Here is a 17,589-nt window from a genome sequence, read left to right on the forward strand (position 1 = left end):
GTTCAGCTCGTCGCCTGGCAAGGCGGAGGAGGAGCCGATACCGGGTTTGTATCGGCGACGACGACAACGCGGCCAGGCGGCGAGCTGGACCGTGGAGGCGCCGGATGGGACTTCGAGGACGTGCCCTAGGGCTACTGCGGCGTTATCTCGATGCCGACGGTGCCCGACCGGCCGCGACGCACGAAGCTGCCGAGGATCGTGACCGGTCCGAGGATGAAGTACTTGCGCATCAGCAGCTTTCGCACGCGCGCCGTCCCCGTGGCGTCCAGTACCCGCCCGGTGCCCGCGACGATCGGCCCGCGCGGCTTGCCTGCGACATTGCACGGCTGCACGGTCACCGCGGGATTGCGGCGCAGCCGCTTCACCTTCCAGCTGTCGGTGACCGTCCAGATGTACAGCTTGCCGTCGTCGGCCACCGCCCACACCGGGGTCGTGACCGGCGTTCCATCCTTGCGATAGGTGGTGAACAGCACGTAGTCGGCCGAGCCGACCGGTCCGAGCGCAGTGGTCATAGGGGCAGGATATCGGCCGGGCGCACACGTCATTCGGCCATGTTGTATTCGCCCGACTCCAGGCGGGCGATCACCCCGGCGGTCCAATTCGTGAGATTGTCGAAGACCCCGCTCCACAGCTCCAGCAGATCGGTGGTGTGCGGGGCCGAGTGGCGACCGGGAAAGTCCGGCACCATGGCCAGCAGGTCGTCGCGGACTTCCCTACTGCGCCTTTGCTGTTCGCGCAGTTTCGCGATGACGTGCGCGCGCGGCAGCGCGTCCATGAAGGCAATGGCCGCGCCGAGCTCCTCCATATCGACGCTCACCAGCGCCTCATCCATCAGCCTGCGGAATTCCGCCTCACCCGCCTCGGTCACCGCGAACAGGGTGTGCGCGGGCCCGCGATCGCTGTCCCGCGGGCCGAGGGAGCTCAGATTCCCTTCCTGCGTCAGCTGTTTGAGCGCGTGATAGATCGAGCCGGGTTTCACATTGGTCCAGGTCTCGGCGCGCCAGGTCAGCAGTTCGCGCCGCACCGCATAGCCGTGGGCGGGTTGGCGCAGCCGTAGCACGCCGAGGACGAGCAGCCGGACGGCGGGCATCGCACTCCTTCGTCGGAATCAGTACGACCATACTAATCAAATTTGACTTCCCCAGGTAGTCAACCTATCGTCCACTAGCCAAATTTGATTAGCGGAGGAATCATGAGCGACACCTCGGTGCCGGTACTACGCAGCGGCGACCTGTCGAATACCCTGGACTTCTATCGAGCCCTCGGCTATCAGGTGACCCATGAGCAGACGCGGCCGTACGCCTACGGCGTGGTCACCGCCAACGGCTGCGAGGTGCACTTCGCCGCAGGACCGAAGACCGCCGACAACTCCGGCGACGCGGGTTGCCTGATCATGGTCGACGATGTCGCCGCCCGCCATCGCGACTTCAGCGCGGCACTGCGCGCCCGCTACGGGAAGGTGCCGTCCAAGGGAAATCCGCGAATCACTCGATTCCGGCCGGGGCAAACCCGATTCACCCTCGTCGACCCGGCGGGCAACTGGATCATCTACATCCAGCGCGACGAACCGGTCGAACTCGAATACGGCGGCTCCTCCGAATTGAGCGGCCTGGCAAAGGTTCTCGACAACGCCAGGATCCTGCGCGATTTCAAGAACGACGACAGCGCCGCGGCACGGACGCTGGAGGTCGGGTTGGGCAGGCACGGTGCGCAGGCTCCCGCCGTCGACCGGGCGCGGGCACTCGCCGCGCTCACCGAATTGTCGATCGCCACAGGTGATTCCGCGCGTGCCGAGCGGTTCCGGGCCGAGTTGCGCGGTATCGAACTCACCAAGACCGAACGGGCGTCGGTCGCCGCCGAGCTGCGCGCGGCGACCGACCTCGAAGCTTGGCTAACCGAAACATCCTGATCCGCAGGGCAGTTCACGCCGCCGAGGTCAACACCTGCGGCCCGTCCTCGGTGATGGCGACCGTATGTTCGGAGTGCGCGGTCCGCGACCCGTCCGCGGACCGGATCGTCCACCCGTCCGGATCGGTGTAGATCTCGTCCGTTGTCGCGGCGAACCACGGTTCGATCGCGATGGTCAGGCCGGGACGCAGCTTGAAGCCGTGTCCCGGCTTGCCGACATTGGATACGTGCGGATCCTCGTGCATGGTCCGGCCCAGCCCGTGCCCGCCGAACTGGGTGTTCACCGGATATCCGTAATCGCTTGCGACGGCGGCGATCGCGGCCGAGATATCACCGATCCGGTTGCCCGGCACCGCAACCGCGATGGCGGCGGCCAGCGCCTCCTCGGTGGCCCGCACCAGCCGCAGATCCGCCTCGGCGGCCGTGCCGACCACAACGCTCACCGCCGAATCGGCCACCCAGCCGTCGATGGCGACGGCGAGATCCATGGTGAGCACATCGCCGTCGCGCAGCGCGTAGTCGAACGGAAGCCCATGCAGCACAGCGTCGTTCACCGACAGGCAGACGGTGTTGCGGAACGGGCCGCGCCCGAACGAGGGCGCGTAATCCCAGTAGCAGGACACCGCGCCGCGCAGCGCGATCCTGTTCCGCACATGCGCCTCCAGATCGAGCAAGTTGACCCCGACCCGCGCCTTGGCCCGCAACTCCGCGAGCACCTCGGCGACGAACTGCCCCGTCACCCGCATCCGCTCGATCTCGTCGCGGCTCTTCAACTCCACCATGCCCACTCCACCCTTCGGTATTTTAATACCAGCATAGCCGCTTGCGGTATTTAAATACCAGCCGTAGCCTGTGTGCCATGGTTCGTCTGCCGCTCACCCCCGCCCAGGTCGAGGCGGGCCGCCGCCTCGGCGCCGCACTGCGCGCGGGCCGCGGCGACCGGGATCTCGCCGAGGTCGCGCACGCCGCCAACATCTCCCCGGAAACGCTGCGCAAGATCGAAACCGGCAGGCTGCCCTCGCCCGCCTTCGGCACGGTGGTGGCATTGAGCCAGGCCCTGCGGCTGCCGCTGGACGATCTCGCCGATATCTGGTGTTCCGCGGGGCTGGCCCAATCGGCCTGAGCGGGCTGAGTTTTCCTGGCCGGGGCCCGGGTTTTCAGCCCTGCTGGGTGATGGCGAGCCCGACCGTCGCGTCCGCGCCCTTCAGCAACCGATGGCCGCGGATACCGAGCCAGCCGATCGCACCGTATTTGCGGGCGACCAGCGCGCGCACCCGCTCGGTGCCCTCCGCGTCGAGGATCTCCGCGCGACCGCGGTAGACGCAGTCCTCTTTCGGGCGGCCGCGATTATCCGAAATCTGTAGCAGCACTTTCGAATCGCTGCGCAGCCGCTTCACCTTCCCGGTCCGCGAGCCGGTCCAGACGACGATCCGTTCACCATCCGCGGCCACCCAGACCGCCGTGGAAACCGGGGTGCCGTCCCGCTTATAAGTGGTCAGCCGCGCATATTTACTCGCGGCGAGGTCATGCCAACTCATATCCGCCACGCTATGACCGCGGTGCGGGCCCGGCATCGGACTCCGGGCTCATTTTCGGCTACGCCCAGCGGCGTATGCGGTGGGTTGATCCCGCGTCAACCCCCCGCCGCGCCGACTCATCCCCGATGCTTACCGAAGAACCTCCGGATGTCGTCGACCAGCAGTTCCGGCGTCTGCAGCGCCGCGAAGTGGCCGCCGTCGGCGTACTCGCTGTAGTGCTCGATCCGCTTGTCCGGATCCATGATCCGGCGCAGCACCGGATTCGCGTCGAATACCGCCCAGCCCTGCGGGACAAGCGATGGCGCCATCCAGTCGAGCCCGGAATGCGCTGTCTCCCACAGGAATTGCGCAGCGGAGGCACCGCTGCGGGTGAACCAGTAGATGCTGATATTCGCCAGCAGCAGATCCCGGTCGACCACGGAGCTCTGCGTACCGCCCCACACCACGAACTTCTCGGCGATCCAGGCCAATTGAGCGATCGGCGAATCGGTCAACGCCGCGGCCAGCGCGTTCGGCTGCGTGGTCTGCAACACCAGGTACCCCTTCTGCTGCGCCCAACGTTCCTGTGCCGCATGGATTACCGACATCTCTTCGGATGAGAGACCATCCGGGATCGGGAATTGCTCCCCGGCCAGACCCAGCGAACCCTGATCGCTGTTGACGTGGGTCGCGATCACCCGGCCCGGATACAGCGCGGCCAGCCTGCCGGTGACGCCCGCGCCGATATCGCCGCCCTGCGCCGCGAACCGCCGATAGCCCAGCCGCGTCATGAGTTCGGCGAAAGCCGCTGTGGTGCGGGCCAATTCCCATCCGGTCGCGGCCAGCGGGGTGGCGAAGCCGAAGCCGGGCAGCGACGGGATCACCAGGTGGAAGGCATCGGCGGGCGAGCCACCGTGCGCCCGCGGATCGGTCAGCGGGCCGATCACCTCGAGGAATTCGACCACCGAACTCGGATAGCCGTGCGTCATCAGCAGCGGCACCGCATCCGGCTCCGGCGAACGGACATGCAGGAAATGTATGGTCTGACCGTCGATTTCGGTGACGAACTGATCGAAGGCGTTCAGCCGCGCCTCCTGCGCCCGCCAATCGAATCCGGTGCGCCAATATTCGGCCAGTTCGGCGAGGAGGTCGGGCGCGATACCGCGCCGCCAATCGGATTCGGTGCCCGGCACCGGATTCGGGACGCGGGTCGCGGCCAGCCTGCGGTGCAGGTCGTCCAGCTCGGCCTGCGGGATGTCGATACGGAAGGGGCGGATATCCGCGGTGTTGGTCATGGGAACTACTCTCGAACCTATTGCGGAAGACTTGCTTCCGCGATTGCCGGAAGGCTCGCACCGATGTTGGAAACCTCCGCACGATTGCTCCGGCTGCTGTCACTGCTGCAGCTGCACCGGGATTGGACCGGCCCCGCGCTCGCCGAACGGCTCGGGGTGAGCACCCGCACCATCCGCACCGATATCGAACGCCTGCGCGTCCTCGGCTATCCGGTGCACGCGACGCCGGGCGTCGCGGGCGGATACCGGCTCGGCGCCGGATCCGCGCTGCCCCCACTGCTTTTGGACGACGACGAGGCGGTGGCCGTCGCGGTGGGATTGGCCACCGCCGCGGGCGGCGCCGTCGCGGGCATCGAGGAGACCTCGGTGCGCGCGCTGGCGAAACTGCTGCAGGTCTTGCCGTCGCGGCTGCGGCACCGGGTGCGGGCGCTCACCGCGGCGATGGTGCATGTGCCGCGCGCGGGCAACCCGACCGTGGACGCCGCGGTGCTCACCGCGATCGCGACCGCGATCCGGGATGGCGAACGGCTGCGCTTCGACTACGAATCCCATTCCGGCGCACCGTCGTACCGCGACGCGGAACCGCATCGGCTGGTGCACTGGTCGGGTATCTGGTATCTGGTGGCCTGGGATGTCGGGCGCGCGGATTGGCGCACCTTCCGGGTGGACCGGATAGTCCCCAAGACCCCGAACGGCCCGCGCTTCACGCCGCGGACCGTTCCGGACGCCGACCCGGCCCGGTACGTACAGCGCCGCATCGGCACCGCGACATGGCGCTACCGAGCCACCGTCCGGGTGCACGCACCCGCCGAGACCATCCGGGCCAGGCTGCCCGGCACGCTTCCGGTGACCGAGGACGGACCTGATCACTGTGTGATTCGGGTGGGTTCGGATTCACCGATCATGCTCGCCCACTATCTCACCCTGCTGGACGCGGATTTCGAGCTCTCGGACGCAACGGAACTCGCCGCGCAGTTGCGCGTCATCGCCGAGCGATTCCGGAAAGCGGCGGAATCGCATCCCTGAAATTTGATGATTCGATATTCACATGACGGCGGCCCGCGAAACTACCGCAGACCGCCGTGATTGCGCCGCAACGGATATCGCTATCCGGTTGCTCTATTACCGCTGGTTGGCGCCGGCGATACCGCCGATGATGCCGCCGATCACACAGCCGGGGATGGCTCCGACGAAGAAGACGATCAGCCCGATCAAGAAGCCGATCGCGCAGCCGATGAGCACACCGGCCACCGTGGTGCCCGCATCACCGATGGTCTGCGGCGCATTGATTCCGGCGGCCGCGGTGCTGACCGGCTTCAATGTCAGTGTCGTTGCCGCGGCGTCGATCTCCGGCGCCACCTGAACCTCTTGACCGGTCACCGTCCGCATGACGGTCGGCGCCGTGCCGACCGTGGTGCCGTCGTTCGCGACGACGGCGACCGCATCGGGGGTGAGCACGAACTTGCCGGAGGCGAGATGCATTGTCGCACTCGACCGATCCGGCGCGACCGAGGCGGTGTATGCCACGCCGCCGTCGACCCCGTTGAAGGAGGGACCCGCCACCTCTGCCTGACCGTATGCCGTCGCCGCCGCGATACCGGTGGCCGCGATCGTCAAGGTCGTGGTCGCCACCAATTTCCTGATCATCATTACACTTTCCAATCATCCGGCCGATTTCTATTGACGTTCCCCGAAAGAAACGGCGTTGGGACACTGATCATCATGCGCCCGGAACGCTTGTCATGTCGATAGAGTTACCCGACCGAATTACTGTGCAAGATCAAGTAATTCACGCGATACCCCAAGTAATCGGGGGGTTGATTTCAAATCGGTTTCGACCAGTACGCCAAAAAGTGGAACCGCGAGGTTTACCAGATCCTGATAGGGGAAACCGATTTCGCTATTCTAGTTCGCCCTCGGTCTCCAGATAAACCTCGCGCAGCCGATCCAGGGTCTGCGGCTCGGGCCGCTCCCAGAGCCGGCGCTCGGCGGCCTCCAGCAGCCGCTCGGCGATGCCGTGCAGCGCCCACGGATTCGACCGGTCCATGAACTTGCGGTTCACCTCGTCGAAAACGTAGCTCTCCGCGAGCTTTTCGTACATCCAGTCGGCGACGACATTCGTGGTGGCGTCGTAGCCGAACAGGTAGTCCACCGTGGCCGCCATCTCGAACGCGCCCTTGTACCCATGCCTGCGCATGGCCTCCAGCCAGCGCGGATTCACCACCCGGGCACGGAAGACCCGGGACGTCTCCTCGGAGAGGGTGCGGGTGCGCACCGCGTCCGGCCGGGTGCTGTCGCCGATGTAGGCCTGCGGATTGCGCCCCGTCAGGGCGCGCACCGTCGCCACCATGCCGCCGTGGAACTGGAAGTAGTCGTCGGAGTCGGCGATATCGTGCTCGCGGGTGTCGGTGTTCTTGGCCGCCACCGTGATTCGGCGATACGCCGAGCGCATATCGGCCGCGGCGGGCGCACCGTCCAGATCGCGGCCGTAGGCGTAGCCGCCCCAGGTGGTGTACACCTGCGCCAAATCGTCGTCGGTGCGCCAGCTCTTCGAATCGATCAGTTGCAGCAGGCCCGCGCCGTAGGTGCCCGGCTTGGAACCGAAGATGCGGGTGGTGGCGCGGCGCTCGTCGCCGTGTTCGGCCAGATCCGAGCGGGTATGGGCGCGAACGTAATTCAGCTCGTCCGGCTCGTCGAGCGCGGCGACCAGCCGGACCGCGTCGTCGAGCAGGGCGAGCACGTGCGGGAAGGCGTCACGGAAGAATCCGCTGATGCGCACCGTGACATCGATGCGCGGGCGGCCGAGTTCGGCCTGCGGGATCACCTCCAGCGTGGTCACCCGGCGGCTGGCCTCGTCCCACACCGGGCGCACGCCGAGCAGCGCGAGCACCTCGGCGATATCGTCGCCGGAGGTGCGCATGGCCGAGGTGCCCCACACCGAGAGCCCGACCGAGCGCGGGTATTCGCCGTGATCGGTCAGATAGCGCTCGACCAGCGAATCCGCCATGGCCTGCCCGGTTTCCCAGGCCAGGCGCGATGGCACCGCCTTCGGATCGACGGAGTAGAAGTTGCGTCCGGTCGGCAGCACGTTGATCAGGCCGCGCAGCGGCGAACCGCTCGGGCCGGCCGGGATGAAGCCGCCGTTCAGCGCGTGCAGCACCCGCTCGATCTCGACGCCGGTCTGCCGCAGGCGCGGCACCACTTCCGTTGCGGCGAAACGCAGTACGGCGCGCACCGGCTCGGATTCGGTGAGTCCGGCCACCGCGTCGACCGACCAGTCCGCCGCCTGCAGCGCGCCGACCAGCTCGCGCGCCCGCGCCTCGGCCGCGTCCACCCGCTCGCGGGATTCCGCGCCGGATTCGTCCAGCCCCAACGCCTCTCGCAGACCGGGCACGTTGCGCTCGCCGCCCCAGAGCTGGCGGGCCCGCAACATGGCGAGCACCAGGTCGAGTTCGCCGTCGCCGGCGGGCGCCTGGCCGAGCACGTGCAGGCCGTCGCGGATCTGCACATCCTTGATCTCGCACAGCCAGCCGTCGACGTGCAGCAGCATATCGTCGAAGGATTCCTCGTCCGGGCGCTCGGCCAGCCCCAGATCGTGGTCCATCTTCGCGGCCCGCATGAGCGTCCAGATCTGCTGGCGGATCGCGGGCAGTTTGGCCGGGTCGAGGGTGGAGATATTCGCGTGCTCGTCCAGCAACTGCTCCAAACGCGAGATGTCGCCGTAACTTTCGGCGCGCGCCATCGGCGGAATGAGATGGTCCACCAGGGTGGCGTGCGCGCGCCGCTTGGCCTGGGTGCCCTCGCCGGGATCGTTGACCAGGAACGGATAGATCAGAGGCAGCTCGCCGAGCGCGGCATCGGTGCCGCAGGCGGCGGACATGCCGAGGGTTTTACCCGGCAGCCATTCCAGATTGCCGTGCTTGCCGAGATGTACCATGGCGTCGGCGGCGAAACCCTCCGGCGCGGACAGCCAGCGGTAGGCGGCCAGGTAGTGATGGCTCGGCGGCAGATCCGGATCGTGGTAGATGGCCACCGGATTCTCGCCGAAACCGCGCGGCGGCTGCACCATCAGCACCACATTGCCGAAACGCAATGCGGCGATGACGATTTCACCCTTCGGATCGGCGGACCGGTCGACGTACAGCTCACCCGGCGGCGGACCCCATGCCTCGACGACGGCCGCCCGCAGCTCTTCGGGGAGAGTGGCGAACCACGCGGCGTATGTGTCGGCGCCGATGCGAATCGGGTTGCCCTCCAACTGTTCCGCGGTGAGCCAGTCCGGATCCTGGCCGCCCGCCGCGATCAGCGCGTGGATCAGCGCGTCGCCGTCCCGCTCGTCCAGGCCGGGGACCTCGCCCGGCGCGCCGAGATCGTAACCGGCCGACCGCATCTCGGTGAGCAACCGGATGGCGCTGGCCGGGGTGTCCAGGCCCACCGCATTGCCGATCCTGGCGTGCTTGGTCGGATAGGCCGAGAGCATGATCGCGATCCGCTTGCGCGCGTTGGGAATCCGGCGCAGCCGGGCATGGCGGACGGCGATGCCCGCCACCCGGGCGGCGCGCTCGGCGTCCGGCACGTAGGTCGACAGGCCGTCGGCGTCGAACTCCTTGAACGAGAACGGAACCGTGATGATGCGGCCGTCGAATTCCGGCACCGCCACCTGGGTGGCCACATCCAGCGGCGAGAGGCCGTCGTCGTTCGCCGCCCACTGGTCCCGACCGGTGGTCAGGCAAAGTCCTTGCAGGATGGGCACATCCAGGTCGGCGAGCGCGCCGACATCCCAGGCCTCGTCATCGCCGCCCGCCGATGCCGCGGCCGGTTTCGTACCGCCCGCGGCCAGCACCGTCACCACCAGGGCGTCGGCCCGGCGCAGCGCGGCGAGCAGCTCCGGTTCCGCGGTACGCAGCGAGGCGCAGAACAGCGGCAGCGCGCGGGCGCCCGCATCCTCGATCGCCGTGCACAGCGCGTCGACGTAGGCGGTGTTTCCCGCGAGATGCTGTGCGCGGTAATAGATCACGGCGACGGTCGGCGCGTCCGGACCGGATTCCGCCGCGGTACGCGGCAATTCGCCCCAGCTCGGCAGCTGCACCGGCGGTTCGAAGCCGTGCCCGGTGAGTAGCACCGTATCGGACAGGAAGTTGTGCAGCTCACGCAGATTCGCCGGACCGCCCGCGGCCAGATAGTTGTGCGCGTCGGCCGCGACGCCGCCCGGCACCGTCGAACATTCCATCAGCTCCGCGTCGGGCGCGATCTCGCCGCCCAGGGCGACCAGCGGAACTCCGCTGGCCCGCAACGCTTCCAGGCCCTCTTCCCAGGCGCGCTTACCACCCAGGACGCGCAGCACGACCAGCTCGGCGCCGTCCAGCAGCGCGGGCAGATCGTCGAGCAGCAGCCGGGCCGGATTGCCCCAGCGGTAGTCCGCGCCGCTGGCGCGCGCGCTGAGCAGATCGGTGTCGGACGTGGACAGCAGCAGGATCACGGTGACGGCCTTCCTCGGGTGACGCGCCCATCGGGGGTGTGCTGCTCGCCGGAGAGGGTCTGGCTGTACACAGTGGCGCGACCGCACCGGAATTGCACCGGTTTCCTCGTCAGCCGCCGAGCATGGGCAGCCTACCCGCCGCCGCGCCCGACACCGGTATCCGGTGCTACGTGAGGTCCGCGTTACCCTCGATCGCCTTCAGCAGATAGTGGAATTTGCTCACCCGCCAACCGTCGCCACCCCGCTCGACGGCGAGGTCGTAGCTGCCGATGAAGGTGCGGGTCTTACCGTGCACCGCGTCGTTCTTCACATGCACCGCAATGGAATCCGCGTGCACCTTCGCGGTATCGCCGCGCAACTCGATCAGATGGTTTCCGGACTGATGCTGCAGCGCGTCCAGATCGCCGAGGCCGGTCCGCCAGTCGCCGACGATATCGGCGGCATCGCGCACCGCCGCCGCCCCGCCGAATCCCCCGTCGAAATCCACCTTCTCGGTGAATACGCCGAGCAGGTCGTCCCAGCGCTTCTGATCGCAGTACACGAACATCTTCGTAATCGTTTCGATGATCGCGAGCCGGTCCGCGACATCAGAGATCTCACTCATTCCGGTGACATTAGCGAGCGGATTCGCCGGTCCGCGACCGAGTTTCCCAGGCATCGCGCCGCCGCGGCCGGACGGCGAACATGCTGACCGCGCGATCAGGCGTACCTCCGCCCCGGCCGTGCACGGGCTTCAGGCGGCTATGCCAACAGCGCCATCAGGCATACCGCCGCATTCGCTCCGGCCGTGCGTGGGCTGCGGACGGCCACGCCGACCGCGCGATTAGGCGTACCTCCGCATTCGCTCCGGCCATGCGCAGGCTGTGGACGGCTTCGCCGACAGCGACATTAGGCTGGTTTCGTTATGACTCGTACCTCCTCCGATTCGTGTCCCGGCGTGCTGCGGCTGCACGATGCGGCCGACGGGCCGCTGGCGCGGATCCGGCTGCCCGGTGGCCGGTTGGCGCCCGCACAGCTACAGGCGCTGGCCGAGGCCGCGCGGGATCTCGCGGACGGCGCCATCGAGCTGACCTCGCGCGGCAATATCCAGCTGCGCCGGGTGCGGGACGCGGGCGAGTTGACGACGCGACTGGAGGCGGCCGGACTGCTACCGAGCCGGACGCACGAGCGGGTGCGCAATATCGTCGCGTCGCCGCTCTCGGGCCGGGTCGGCGGATGGACCGACGTGCACGGGCTGGCGAGCTCGCTCGATGCCGGGCTGCGGGCGCGGCCGCGGCTCGCGGACTTGCCGGGGCGGGTGCTGTTCACCCTGGACGACGGGCGCGGAGATATCAGCGGGCTCGGCGGGGATATCGGCGTACACGCCACCGGTGCGGACGAATTCGCGGTACTGCTGGCCGGCCGGGATTCCGGTATCCGGGTCTCGGCGGCCGACGCGGTCGAGGTCATGCTCGCGGCCGCGGACGGCTTCCTGGACGTGAGCTCCGGGCAGTGGCGGCTGCACGAGGTCGACGGCGGCGCGGACCGGATCGTGGACCGGCTCGGGCTGGCGCCGGTGCCGCAGCGGCTGGAATTCGGCGCCGCGCACGATATTCCGATCGGCTGGCTGGAACAGGACAACGGCTTGGTCGCACTGGGCGCGGGCGTCCGGCTCGGTTCGCTGCCGGCCCGGGTCGCCGAATTCCTCGCCGCCGTGGAACGCCCACTGTTCGTAACCCCTTGGCGCAGCCTGGTTCTCGCCGATCTCGAGGAGTCGCCCGCCGAGCAGGTCGTCCGGGTGCTCGCCCCGATGGGACTGATCTTCGACGCGAATTCGCCCTGGCTGCTGGTGAGCGCCTGCGCCGGACAACCGGGTTGCGCGAAATCGCGGACCGATGTGCGGGCCGACGCCGCCGCGGCCGTCGAATCCGGACGGGTGCTGCCGCTGAGTGAAAAGCACACGGCCGCAGGCGTGTTCACGGCCGAAGAGGTGGAAGTGGCCGGGCGCCAGCACTGGTCGGGCTGTGAACGCCGGTGCGGGCGCCCGCGCGGCACGGTGACCGATGTGGTCGCCACCGAGACCGGCTATCGGGTAGACGGAGGATCCGCGCGAGAAGGGGTGTGACGCATGATGATCGGACTCGGCGATGACGAGATCGCGGCGATGTCCCCCGAGGAGCGCCGGGAGCTGATCCGGCGGCTGCAAACACCGCATGTGCTGCCGCGACCCTCGGTCGTCCGGCTGCACCGCCGCATTCGGCTCACCCTGATGACGGGCGGCACGATCGCGCTGATCCCGTGGATCACCTACCTCGGATTCACCCTCCCCGACGACTACACCGCCCGGAACTGGACACTCACCTGGGTGGGCTTCGACATCCTGCTCGTCATCATGATGGCGACGACGGCGTTCCTCGGCTGGCAGCGCAGACCACTCGTGCTGCTCCCCGCCTTCGGCACCGGCATGCTGCTGCTCGTCGACGCCTGGTTCGACATCACGACCGCCGATTCCCGCGATGTCTGGGTATCGCTGGCCATCGCGTTCGGCGCGGAACTCCCGCTCGCGCTGCTGCAGATCGGCGGTGCGCTGCTGCTGTTCAAATTCCTCGCCAAATCGCATCCGCTGGCCCGTCCGGAGGTCAGCGCGTGGCGGGTGAAACTGCCGCTCTGACAACGGGCCGCGCACCGGACGAATCCGATGCGCGGCCCGCCGATCGAGAAGTCAGTGCACCTCCAGCGTGCAGCACTTGACGCCGCCGCCCGCCTTCAGCAGTTCCGAAAGGTCCATCCCGATCGGGTTGAAACCCCTGGCGCTCAGCGCCGCGGCCAGATCGGTCGCCCGGCGGCTGAGGAAGACGTTGTACCCGTCGGAGACGCCGTTGAGCCCGAGCACCTCGGCATCGGCGTCGGTGGCCAGCACCGCGTCGGGGAACAGCCCGGCGAGCACGTCCTGACTGTCGGCGCTGAAAGCCGCCGGGTAGTAGGCGATTTCGTCCTCGCCGAGCACCATCAGCACGGTGTCGAGGTGGTAGAAGCGCGGATCGACCAGCTCCAGCGATACCACCGGAATGCCGAAGTACCGCTCCACCTCCTTGTGCGCCGCAAGGGAACTGCGGAATCCGGTGGCCGCCAGGAAGCGGTCGCCGATGAGCACGAAATCGCCCTCGCCCTCGTTGATCTCCTCGGCGGCAACGACTTCCGAATATCCGCGCTCGGCGAACCACCGGTGGTACGCGGGCCCCTCCGCCGCGCGCTCGGCGTGCGTGAATCGGGCCGACATCACCCGGTCGCCGACGATCAGGCCGCTGTTCGCGGCGAAAACCATATCGGGCAGCCCGGGTTCGCCGGGTACGACATCGATGTGGTGGCCGTACTGCTCGAATGTCGCGCGCAGCGTCTCCCACTGGGACAGCGCGAGTTCGCGGTCGACCGCCAGATTCGGGTCCATCCACGGGTTGATCGAGTAGAAGACGTCGAAGTGGTCCGGACGGCACATGACGAACCGCCGCGGCACGGATCGGCGTACGGCGGCGGGTTCGGGGCGGGTGGCTACAGAGGTCAAGGGGATCTCCCGGGTGTAGGCGCGAGCTAGCGACTGACACGAAGGTAATTCGCGCACTATTGCGTCAGAAATATGGATTCGTTGCGCAAATCCCCTAAAAAACATCGATTCATTGCGTGAGAAGGCAGAATTGTGGCATGGACGACATCGACCGCCGCATCCTGGCCCATCTGCTGCGCGAGGCGCGCGCCTCCTTCCAGGAGATCGGCAGCGCGGTGGGGCTCTCGGCGCCCGCGGTGAAGCGCCGGGTCGACAAGATGGTGGCCAGCGGCCAGATCACCGGTTTCACCGCGCAGGTCAACCCCGCCGCGCTCGGCTGGCGCACCGAGGCATACGTCGAGGTCTACTACCGCGACAACATCTCACCCGCCGAACTGCGGCGCGGATTGGAACCGATCCCGCAGGTGGTCGGCGTGTGGACGATCGCGGGCGAGGCGGACGCGCTGGTGCACGTGATGGCCACCGATATGGCAGAGATCGAATCCACCGTCGAACGGATCAGGGAGAACGCGCGGGTCGGCCGCACCCGCAGCTCGATCGTCATGTCGCGGCTGCTCGAACGGCCACGTACATAGAACACGGTGCGTCACCCGACCCGAACCGCCGCAACGCCTACCTTCTAGGGTGAACGGCATGTCCGACCTGCGCACCAGCTACCTCACCGACGGCGCCGAGATCTATCGGCGCTCGTTCGCGATGATCCGCGCCGAGGCCGATCTGAGCGGTTTCCCACCGGATGTCGCACAGGTGGTGGTGCGGATGATCCACGGCAGCGGACAGGTGGATCTCGCTGGGGACGTTGTGTTTTCGCCCGGCGTGGTGGCCGCGGCCCGCGCCGCGCTGCGCGCCGGTGCGCCGATCCTGTGCGATGCGACCATGGTCGCCGCGGGCGTCACCCGCAAACGGCTGCCCGCGGACAACGAGGTGATCTGCGCGCTCGCCGATCCGCGGGTGCCGGAATTGGCCGCATCCCTTGGCAATACGCGCTCGGCCGCGGCGCTGGAGCTGTGGCGCGACCGGCTCGGCGGCGCCGTCGTCGCCATCGGCAACGCCCCGACCGCGCTGTTCCACCTGCTCGATCTGCTCGACGCAGGCGCGCCGCGGCCCGCCGCGATCCTCGGCATCCCGGTCGGATTCGTCGGCGCCGCCGAATCCAAGGAGGCGCTGATCGAGTACGGCGGCGTCGAGTATCTGACCGTGCGCGGCAGGCGCGGTGGCAGCGCGATCACCGCGTCGGCACTGAATGCGATTGCGAGCGAACAGGAATGACCGGCAAGCTCTGGGGTATCGGACTCGGGCCGGGCGATCCGGAACTGGTGACGGTGAAGGCGGCCAGAATCATCGGCGAGGTGGCGGTGATCGCCTTCCACAGCGCCCGGCACGGCCGCAGCATCTCCCGCGGCATCGCCGCGCCGTATATGCGGCCCGGCCAGTTGGAGGAACATCTCGTCTACCCGGTGACCACCGAAACCACCGACCATCCCGGCGGCTATCAGGGCGCCATCGACGAGTTCTACGAGCAGGCGGCGCAACGACTCGCGGCGCACCTGTCCGCGGGCCGCTCGGTCGCGCTGCTCGCCGCGGGCGATCCGCTGTTCTACAGCTCCTACATGCATATGCACCGTCGCCTCGCGGACCGGTTCGAGACGGAGATCGTGCCGGGAATCACCTCGGTGAGCGCCGCCGCTGCGGCACTGGGCACCCCGCTGGTGGAGGGCGAACAGGTGCTCACCGTGTTGCCGGGAACCATGCCCGCCGAGGAGCTCACCGCCCGGCTGCGCGAGACCGAGGCCGCCGCGATCATGAAGCTGGGCCGCACGTATCCTGGTGTGCGCCGGGCACTTTCGGATTCCGGACGGCTGGCCGACGCCTACTACGTCGAGCGTGCGAGCACCGATCGGCAGCGGGTGCTGCGGGCGGCCGATGTCGACGAGGCGCAGGTGCCGTACTTCTCGATCACCCTGGTTCCGGGTCCGACACCGAATACCCCACTGCCCCTGGATGATTCGGCGGTATCGACCGAATCCGCAACGGGCACGGCCCCTTCCGCCGGCGAGGTGGTGGTCGTCGGCCTCGGACCGGGCGCGCCGGAGTGGACCACCCCCGAGGTCCGCCGAGCCCTTTCCGAGGCAACGGATCTCGTCGGATACACCACCTACATCGACCGCGTCCCCGTCCGGCCCGGGCAGCGCAGGCACGCCAGCGACAACCGGGTGGAGTCCGAACGCGCCGCCATGGCACTGGATCTCGCCAAGCACGGCGCGAAGGTCGCGGTGGTCTCCTCGGGCGATCCCGGCGTCTTCGCCATGGCGGCGGCGGTACTGGAGGAATCCGCCGACCCGCAGTGGTCCGGCGTCCCGGTCCGGGTGCTGCCCGGGATGACCGCGGCCAATGCCGTCGCGGGCCGGGTGGGCGCGCCGCTCGGCCACGATTACGCGACCATCTCGCTCTCGGATCGACTCAAGCCGTGGGAGGTTGTGGCGCAACGTCTTTCGGCCGTCGCCGCGGCCGATATGGCGATCGCGATCTACAATCCGGCGTCCACGCAGCGCACCTGGCAGGTCGGCGCGATGCGCGAGCTGCTGCTGGAGCACCGCGCACCGGACACCCCGGTGGTGCTCGGCCGCGACGTCGGCGGACCGGACGAATCGGTGCGGGTCACCACGCTGGCCGCACTGGACCCGGCCGAGGTCGACATGCGCACGCTGCTGATCATCGGCGCGTCGTCCACCACCGCATTCGAAACACCCCACGGCACCAGGGTGTTCACCGCTCGTCGCCATCGCGGCGCACCGGCGCGGCACCCCTGACGCGATAGCGCGCCATGGCGACTGGGGCCGTCATGACGCGTAAGATCGCGTGACGCACCGATGAACGGAGGGGATCGTGGCCGCGACACAACCGGTCGGCGACACCTAGCGACCCATATGTCCGATCAACGTTCCATTGTGGGATATTGGATGGACTGTCGAGCGCGAAGGGAGCTGTCGGTTGACCAGGAACGGAACCAAACCCAAGCAGCTGAACTCCACGGCGGCATCGCTGCTCGGATTTCTGCACGACGGCCCGATGTCCGGCTGGGACCTCGTCGCCCAAGCGCAGGACCGGATCGGCGATTTCTGGACCATCACCCAGAGCCAGGTGTATCGGGAACTCGCGGCCATGGACGCGGCGGGCCTGGTCGAGAAGGGTGAGACCGGGGCGCGCGAACGCACCCCGTACCGGATCACCGAAGCGGGCCGAGAGGCGTTCCGCGAGTGGATCGCCCGCGATCCCGGCGGCGAAACCATCCGGGTGCCACTGCTTTTGACCCTGCATTTCGGCGAACATCTCGCCCCGGCGCACCTGGACCAGATCATCGCCGCCAATCGCGATATCCACCAGCGCCGCCTCGACCGCTACCTGTCCGAGGACGCCGCCGCGATGTCCGCGCACCAGCGCGCCACCCTCGAGTTCGGCATCGGCTACGAACGCACCGTACTCGACTGGTTCGACCGGCTGCCCGAGACATTGAACCGGCCGAGGTCGCGGCGGAACTGACCGAATCGCCGCACACCTCCCCTCGGCGGCGGTGTCGTGGTATCCATTTCCGTATGAGTAAGGCGGCGCGCGTGACGGTGACGCTCGATCCCCAGGTCGCCGAATGGGCGCGGCAGGCGGCGCAGCGGCAGAACCGCAGCCTGTCCGCGCTGGTGAACGCCGCCGTCCGGACCGCGCTGGTACAGGACAGCCTGGCCCGGCTGGTGATCGATGAGGAAGCCGAGCGCGCCGCCGCCTACGCCGAGCTGCGCGCGATGGCCGCCGCGGAGGAGGACGACCGCCGACACCCGCGCGGCGCCGCATGAGCCG

Annotated in this window: 19 protein-coding genes and 1 riboswitch; of the genes, 10 read left to right on the plus strand and 9 right to left on the minus strand. The window is 68.2% G+C overall.

What is annotated here, in order from left to right; genetic code table 11:
• Window positions 1-131: 131 nt before the first annotated feature.
• Entirely contained in the window at window positions 132-512 is a 381-nt protein-coding gene (locus F5544_RS26430) for a PPOX class F420-dependent oxidoreductase (protein WP_167475680.1), read from the minus strand.
• A gap of 29 nt (window positions 513-541) precedes the next feature.
• Window positions 542-1,090 carry a PadR family transcriptional regulator gene (locus tag F5544_RS26435; RefSeq protein ID WP_167475681.1) on the minus strand — a complete coding sequence of 183 codons (549 nt, stop codon included), beginning with the start codon at window positions 1,088-1,090 and terminating at the stop codon, window positions 542-544.
• A 102-nt stretch (window positions 1,091-1,192) separates the two neighbouring features.
• Here F5544_RS26435 and F5544_RS26440 point away from each other — a divergent pair, with 102 nt between their 5' ends.
• The gene (locus F5544_RS26440; protein ID WP_167475682.1) at window positions 1,193-1,909 is read left to right on the plus strand and encodes a glyoxalase; all 717 of its coding nucleotides are present in this window, start codon (window positions 1,193-1,195) and stop codon (window positions 1,907-1,909) included.
• Between the two features lie 13 nt (window positions 1,910-1,922).
• Here F5544_RS26440 and map read toward each other — a convergent pair whose 3' ends face one another.
• Entirely contained in the window at window positions 1,923-2,690 is a 768-nt protein-coding gene (gene map / locus F5544_RS26445; protein ID WP_167475683.1) for a type I methionyl aminopeptidase, read from the minus strand.
• Between the two features lie 77 nt (window positions 2,691-2,767).
• Here map and F5544_RS26450 point away from each other — a divergent pair, with 77 nt between their 5' ends.
• Entirely contained in the window at window positions 2,768-3,031 is a 264-nt protein-coding gene (locus tag F5544_RS26450; RefSeq protein ID WP_167475684.1) for a helix-turn-helix transcriptional regulator, read from the plus strand.
• A 34-nt stretch (window positions 3,032-3,065) separates the two neighbouring features.
• Here the strand turns inward: F5544_RS26450 and F5544_RS26455 are convergent, their stop codons facing one another.
• The gene (locus F5544_RS26455; RefSeq protein ID WP_167475685.1) at window positions 3,066-3,446 is read right to left on the minus strand and encodes a PPOX class F420-dependent oxidoreductase; all 381 of its coding nucleotides are present in this window, start codon (window positions 3,444-3,446) and stop codon (window positions 3,066-3,068) included.
• A gap of 116 nt (window positions 3,447-3,562) precedes the next feature.
• Window positions 3,563-4,720, minus strand: a complete 1,158-nt coding sequence (locus F5544_RS26460; RefSeq protein WP_167475686.1) for an epoxide hydrolase family protein — start codon at window positions 4,718-4,720, stop codon at window positions 3,563-3,565.
• Between the two features lie 63 nt (window positions 4,721-4,783).
• On the opposite strand from F5544_RS26460, the gene F5544_RS26465 reads away from it, so the two are divergent.
• Window positions 4,784-5,746, plus strand: coding sequence for a helix-turn-helix transcriptional regulator (locus F5544_RS26465; RefSeq protein ID WP_167475687.1), 963 nt, complete (start codon window positions 4,784-4,786; stop codon window positions 5,744-5,746).
• 96 nt (window positions 5,747-5,842) lie between these two features.
• Here F5544_RS26465 and F5544_RS26470 read toward each other — a convergent pair whose 3' ends face one another.
• From F5544_RS26470 to F5544_RS26480, 3 genes are all read right to left on the minus strand, one after another.
• The gene (locus tag F5544_RS26470; RefSeq protein WP_238846678.1) at window positions 5,843-6,352 is read right to left on the minus strand and encodes a hypothetical protein; all 510 of its coding nucleotides are present in this window, start codon (window positions 6,350-6,352) and stop codon (window positions 5,843-5,845) included.
• Window positions 6,353-6,620: 268 nt separating this feature from the next.
• Window positions 6,621-10,199, minus strand: a complete 3,579-nt coding sequence (cobN, locus tag F5544_RS26475; protein ID WP_167475689.1) for a cobaltochelatase subunit CobN — start codon at window positions 10,197-10,199, stop codon at window positions 6,621-6,623.
• 33 nt (window positions 10,200-10,232) lie between these two features.
• A riboswitch (cobalamin riboswitch) is annotated at window positions 10,233-10,354 on the minus strand.
• Between the two features lie 11 nt (window positions 10,355-10,365).
• Entirely contained in the window at window positions 10,366-10,803 is a 438-nt protein-coding gene (locus F5544_RS26480; protein WP_167475690.1) for a nuclear transport factor 2 family protein, read from the minus strand.
• 300 nt (window positions 10,804-11,103) lie between these two features.
• On the opposite strand from F5544_RS26480, the gene cobG reads away from it, so the two are divergent.
• Complete coding sequence (cobG, locus tag F5544_RS26485) at window positions 11,104-12,303, plus strand: precorrin-3B synthase (protein ID WP_167475691.1); 1,200 nt, start codon at window positions 11,104-11,106, stop codon at window positions 12,301-12,303.
• A 3-nt stretch (window positions 12,304-12,306) separates the two neighbouring features.
• Window positions 12,307-12,849: a hypothetical protein gene (locus tag F5544_RS26490; RefSeq protein WP_167475692.1), complete on the plus strand. Its 543-nt coding sequence runs from the start codon at window positions 12,307-12,309 to the stop codon at window positions 12,847-12,849.
• Window positions 12,850-12,900: 51 nt separating this feature from the next.
• On the opposite strand, the gene ddaH is transcribed toward F5544_RS26490, so the two are convergent.
• A complete protein-coding gene (gene ddaH, locus F5544_RS26495; protein WP_225731782.1) occupies window positions 12,901-13,740 on the minus strand; it encodes a dimethylargininase in 840 nt (279 codons plus the stop codon).
• Between the two features lie 137 nt (window positions 13,741-13,877).
• Here ddaH and F5544_RS26500 point away from each other — a divergent pair, with 137 nt between their 5' ends.
• From F5544_RS26500 to F5544_RS26520, 5 genes are all read left to right on the plus strand, one after another.
• A complete protein-coding gene (locus tag F5544_RS26500) occupies window positions 13,878-14,315 on the plus strand; it encodes an Lrp/AsnC family transcriptional regulator (protein WP_167475693.1) in 438 nt (145 codons plus the stop codon).
• A gap of 58 nt (window positions 14,316-14,373) precedes the next feature.
• Window positions 14,374-15,009: a precorrin-8X methylmutase gene (locus F5544_RS26505; RefSeq protein ID WP_167475694.1), complete on the plus strand. Its 636-nt coding sequence runs from the start codon at window positions 14,374-14,376 to the stop codon at window positions 15,007-15,009.
• Entirely contained in the window at window positions 15,006-16,550 is a 1,545-nt protein-coding gene (locus F5544_RS26510) for a precorrin-2 C(20)-methyltransferase (protein ID WP_167475695.1), read from the plus strand. Before F5544_RS26505 ends, F5544_RS26510 begins: the two co-directional genes overlap by 4 nt.
• Before the next feature lie 181 nt (window positions 16,551-16,731).
• Window positions 16,732-17,280: a PadR family transcriptional regulator gene (locus tag F5544_RS26515; RefSeq protein ID WP_167475696.1), complete on the plus strand. Its 549-nt coding sequence runs from the start codon at window positions 16,732-16,734 to the stop codon at window positions 17,278-17,280.
• A 53-nt stretch (window positions 17,281-17,333) separates the two neighbouring features.
• Window positions 17,334-17,585, plus strand: a complete 252-nt coding sequence (locus tag F5544_RS26520; RefSeq protein WP_167475697.1) for a hypothetical protein — start codon at window positions 17,334-17,336, stop codon at window positions 17,583-17,585.
• Window positions 17,586-17,589: the final 4 nt, after the last annotated feature.

Source organism: Nocardia arthritidis (genome assembly GCF_011801145.1).
Taxonomy (GTDB): domain Bacteria; phylum Actinomycetota; class Actinomycetes; order Mycobacteriales; family Mycobacteriaceae; genus Nocardia; species Nocardia arthritidis_A.

Coding starts and splice junctions, on each gene's coding strand:
- F5544_RS26480 (WP_167475690.1), bottom strand. CDS start 10,803: ATGAGTGAGATCTCTGATGTCGCGGACCGGCTCGCGATCATCGAAACG.
- F5544_RS26435 (WP_167475681.1), bottom strand. CDS start 1,090: ATGCCCGCCGTCCGGCTGCTCGTCCTCGGCGTGCTACGGCTGCGCCAA.
- F5544_RS26430 (WP_167475680.1), bottom strand. CDS start 512: ATGACCACTGCGCTCGGACCGGTCGGCTCGGCCGACTACGTGCTGTTC.
- F5544_RS26510 (WP_167475695.1), top strand. CDS start 15,006: ATGACCGGCAAGCTCTGGGGTATCGGACTCGGGCCGGGCGATCCGGAA.
- F5544_RS26505 (WP_167475694.1), top strand. CDS start 14,374: ATGTCCGACCTGCGCACCAGCTACCTCACCGACGGCGCCGAGATCTAT.
- F5544_RS26450 (WP_167475684.1), top strand. CDS start 2,768: ATGGTTCGTCTGCCGCTCACCCCCGCCCAGGTCGAGGCGGGCCGCCGC.
- F5544_RS26500 (WP_167475693.1), top strand. CDS start 13,878: ATGGACGACATCGACCGCCGCATCCTGGCCCATCTGCTGCGCGAGGCG.
- F5544_RS26440 (WP_167475682.1), top strand. CDS start 1,193: ATGAGCGACACCTCGGTGCCGGTACTACGCAGCGGCGACCTGTCGAAT.
- F5544_RS26460 (WP_167475686.1), bottom strand. CDS start 4,720: ATGACCAACACCGCGGATATCCGCCCCTTCCGTATCGACATCCCGCAG.
- F5544_RS26520 (WP_167475697.1), top strand. CDS start 17,334: ATGAGTAAGGCGGCGCGCGTGACGGTGACGCTCGATCCCCAGGTCGCC.
- F5544_RS26455 (WP_167475685.1), bottom strand. CDS start 3,446: ATGAGTTGGCATGACCTCGCCGCGAGTAAATATGCGCGGCTGACCACT.
- cobG (WP_167475691.1), top strand. CDS start 11,104: ATGACTCGTACCTCCTCCGATTCGTGTCCCGGCGTGCTGCGGCTGCAC.
- map (WP_167475683.1), bottom strand. CDS start 2,690: ATGGTGGAGTTGAAGAGCCGCGACGAGATCGAGCGGATGCGGGTGACG.
- F5544_RS26465 (WP_167475687.1), top strand. CDS start 4,784: ATGTTGGAAACCTCCGCACGATTGCTCCGGCTGCTGTCACTGCTGCAG.
- F5544_RS26490 (WP_167475692.1), top strand. CDS start 12,307: ATGATGATCGGACTCGGCGATGACGAGATCGCGGCGATGTCCCCCGAG.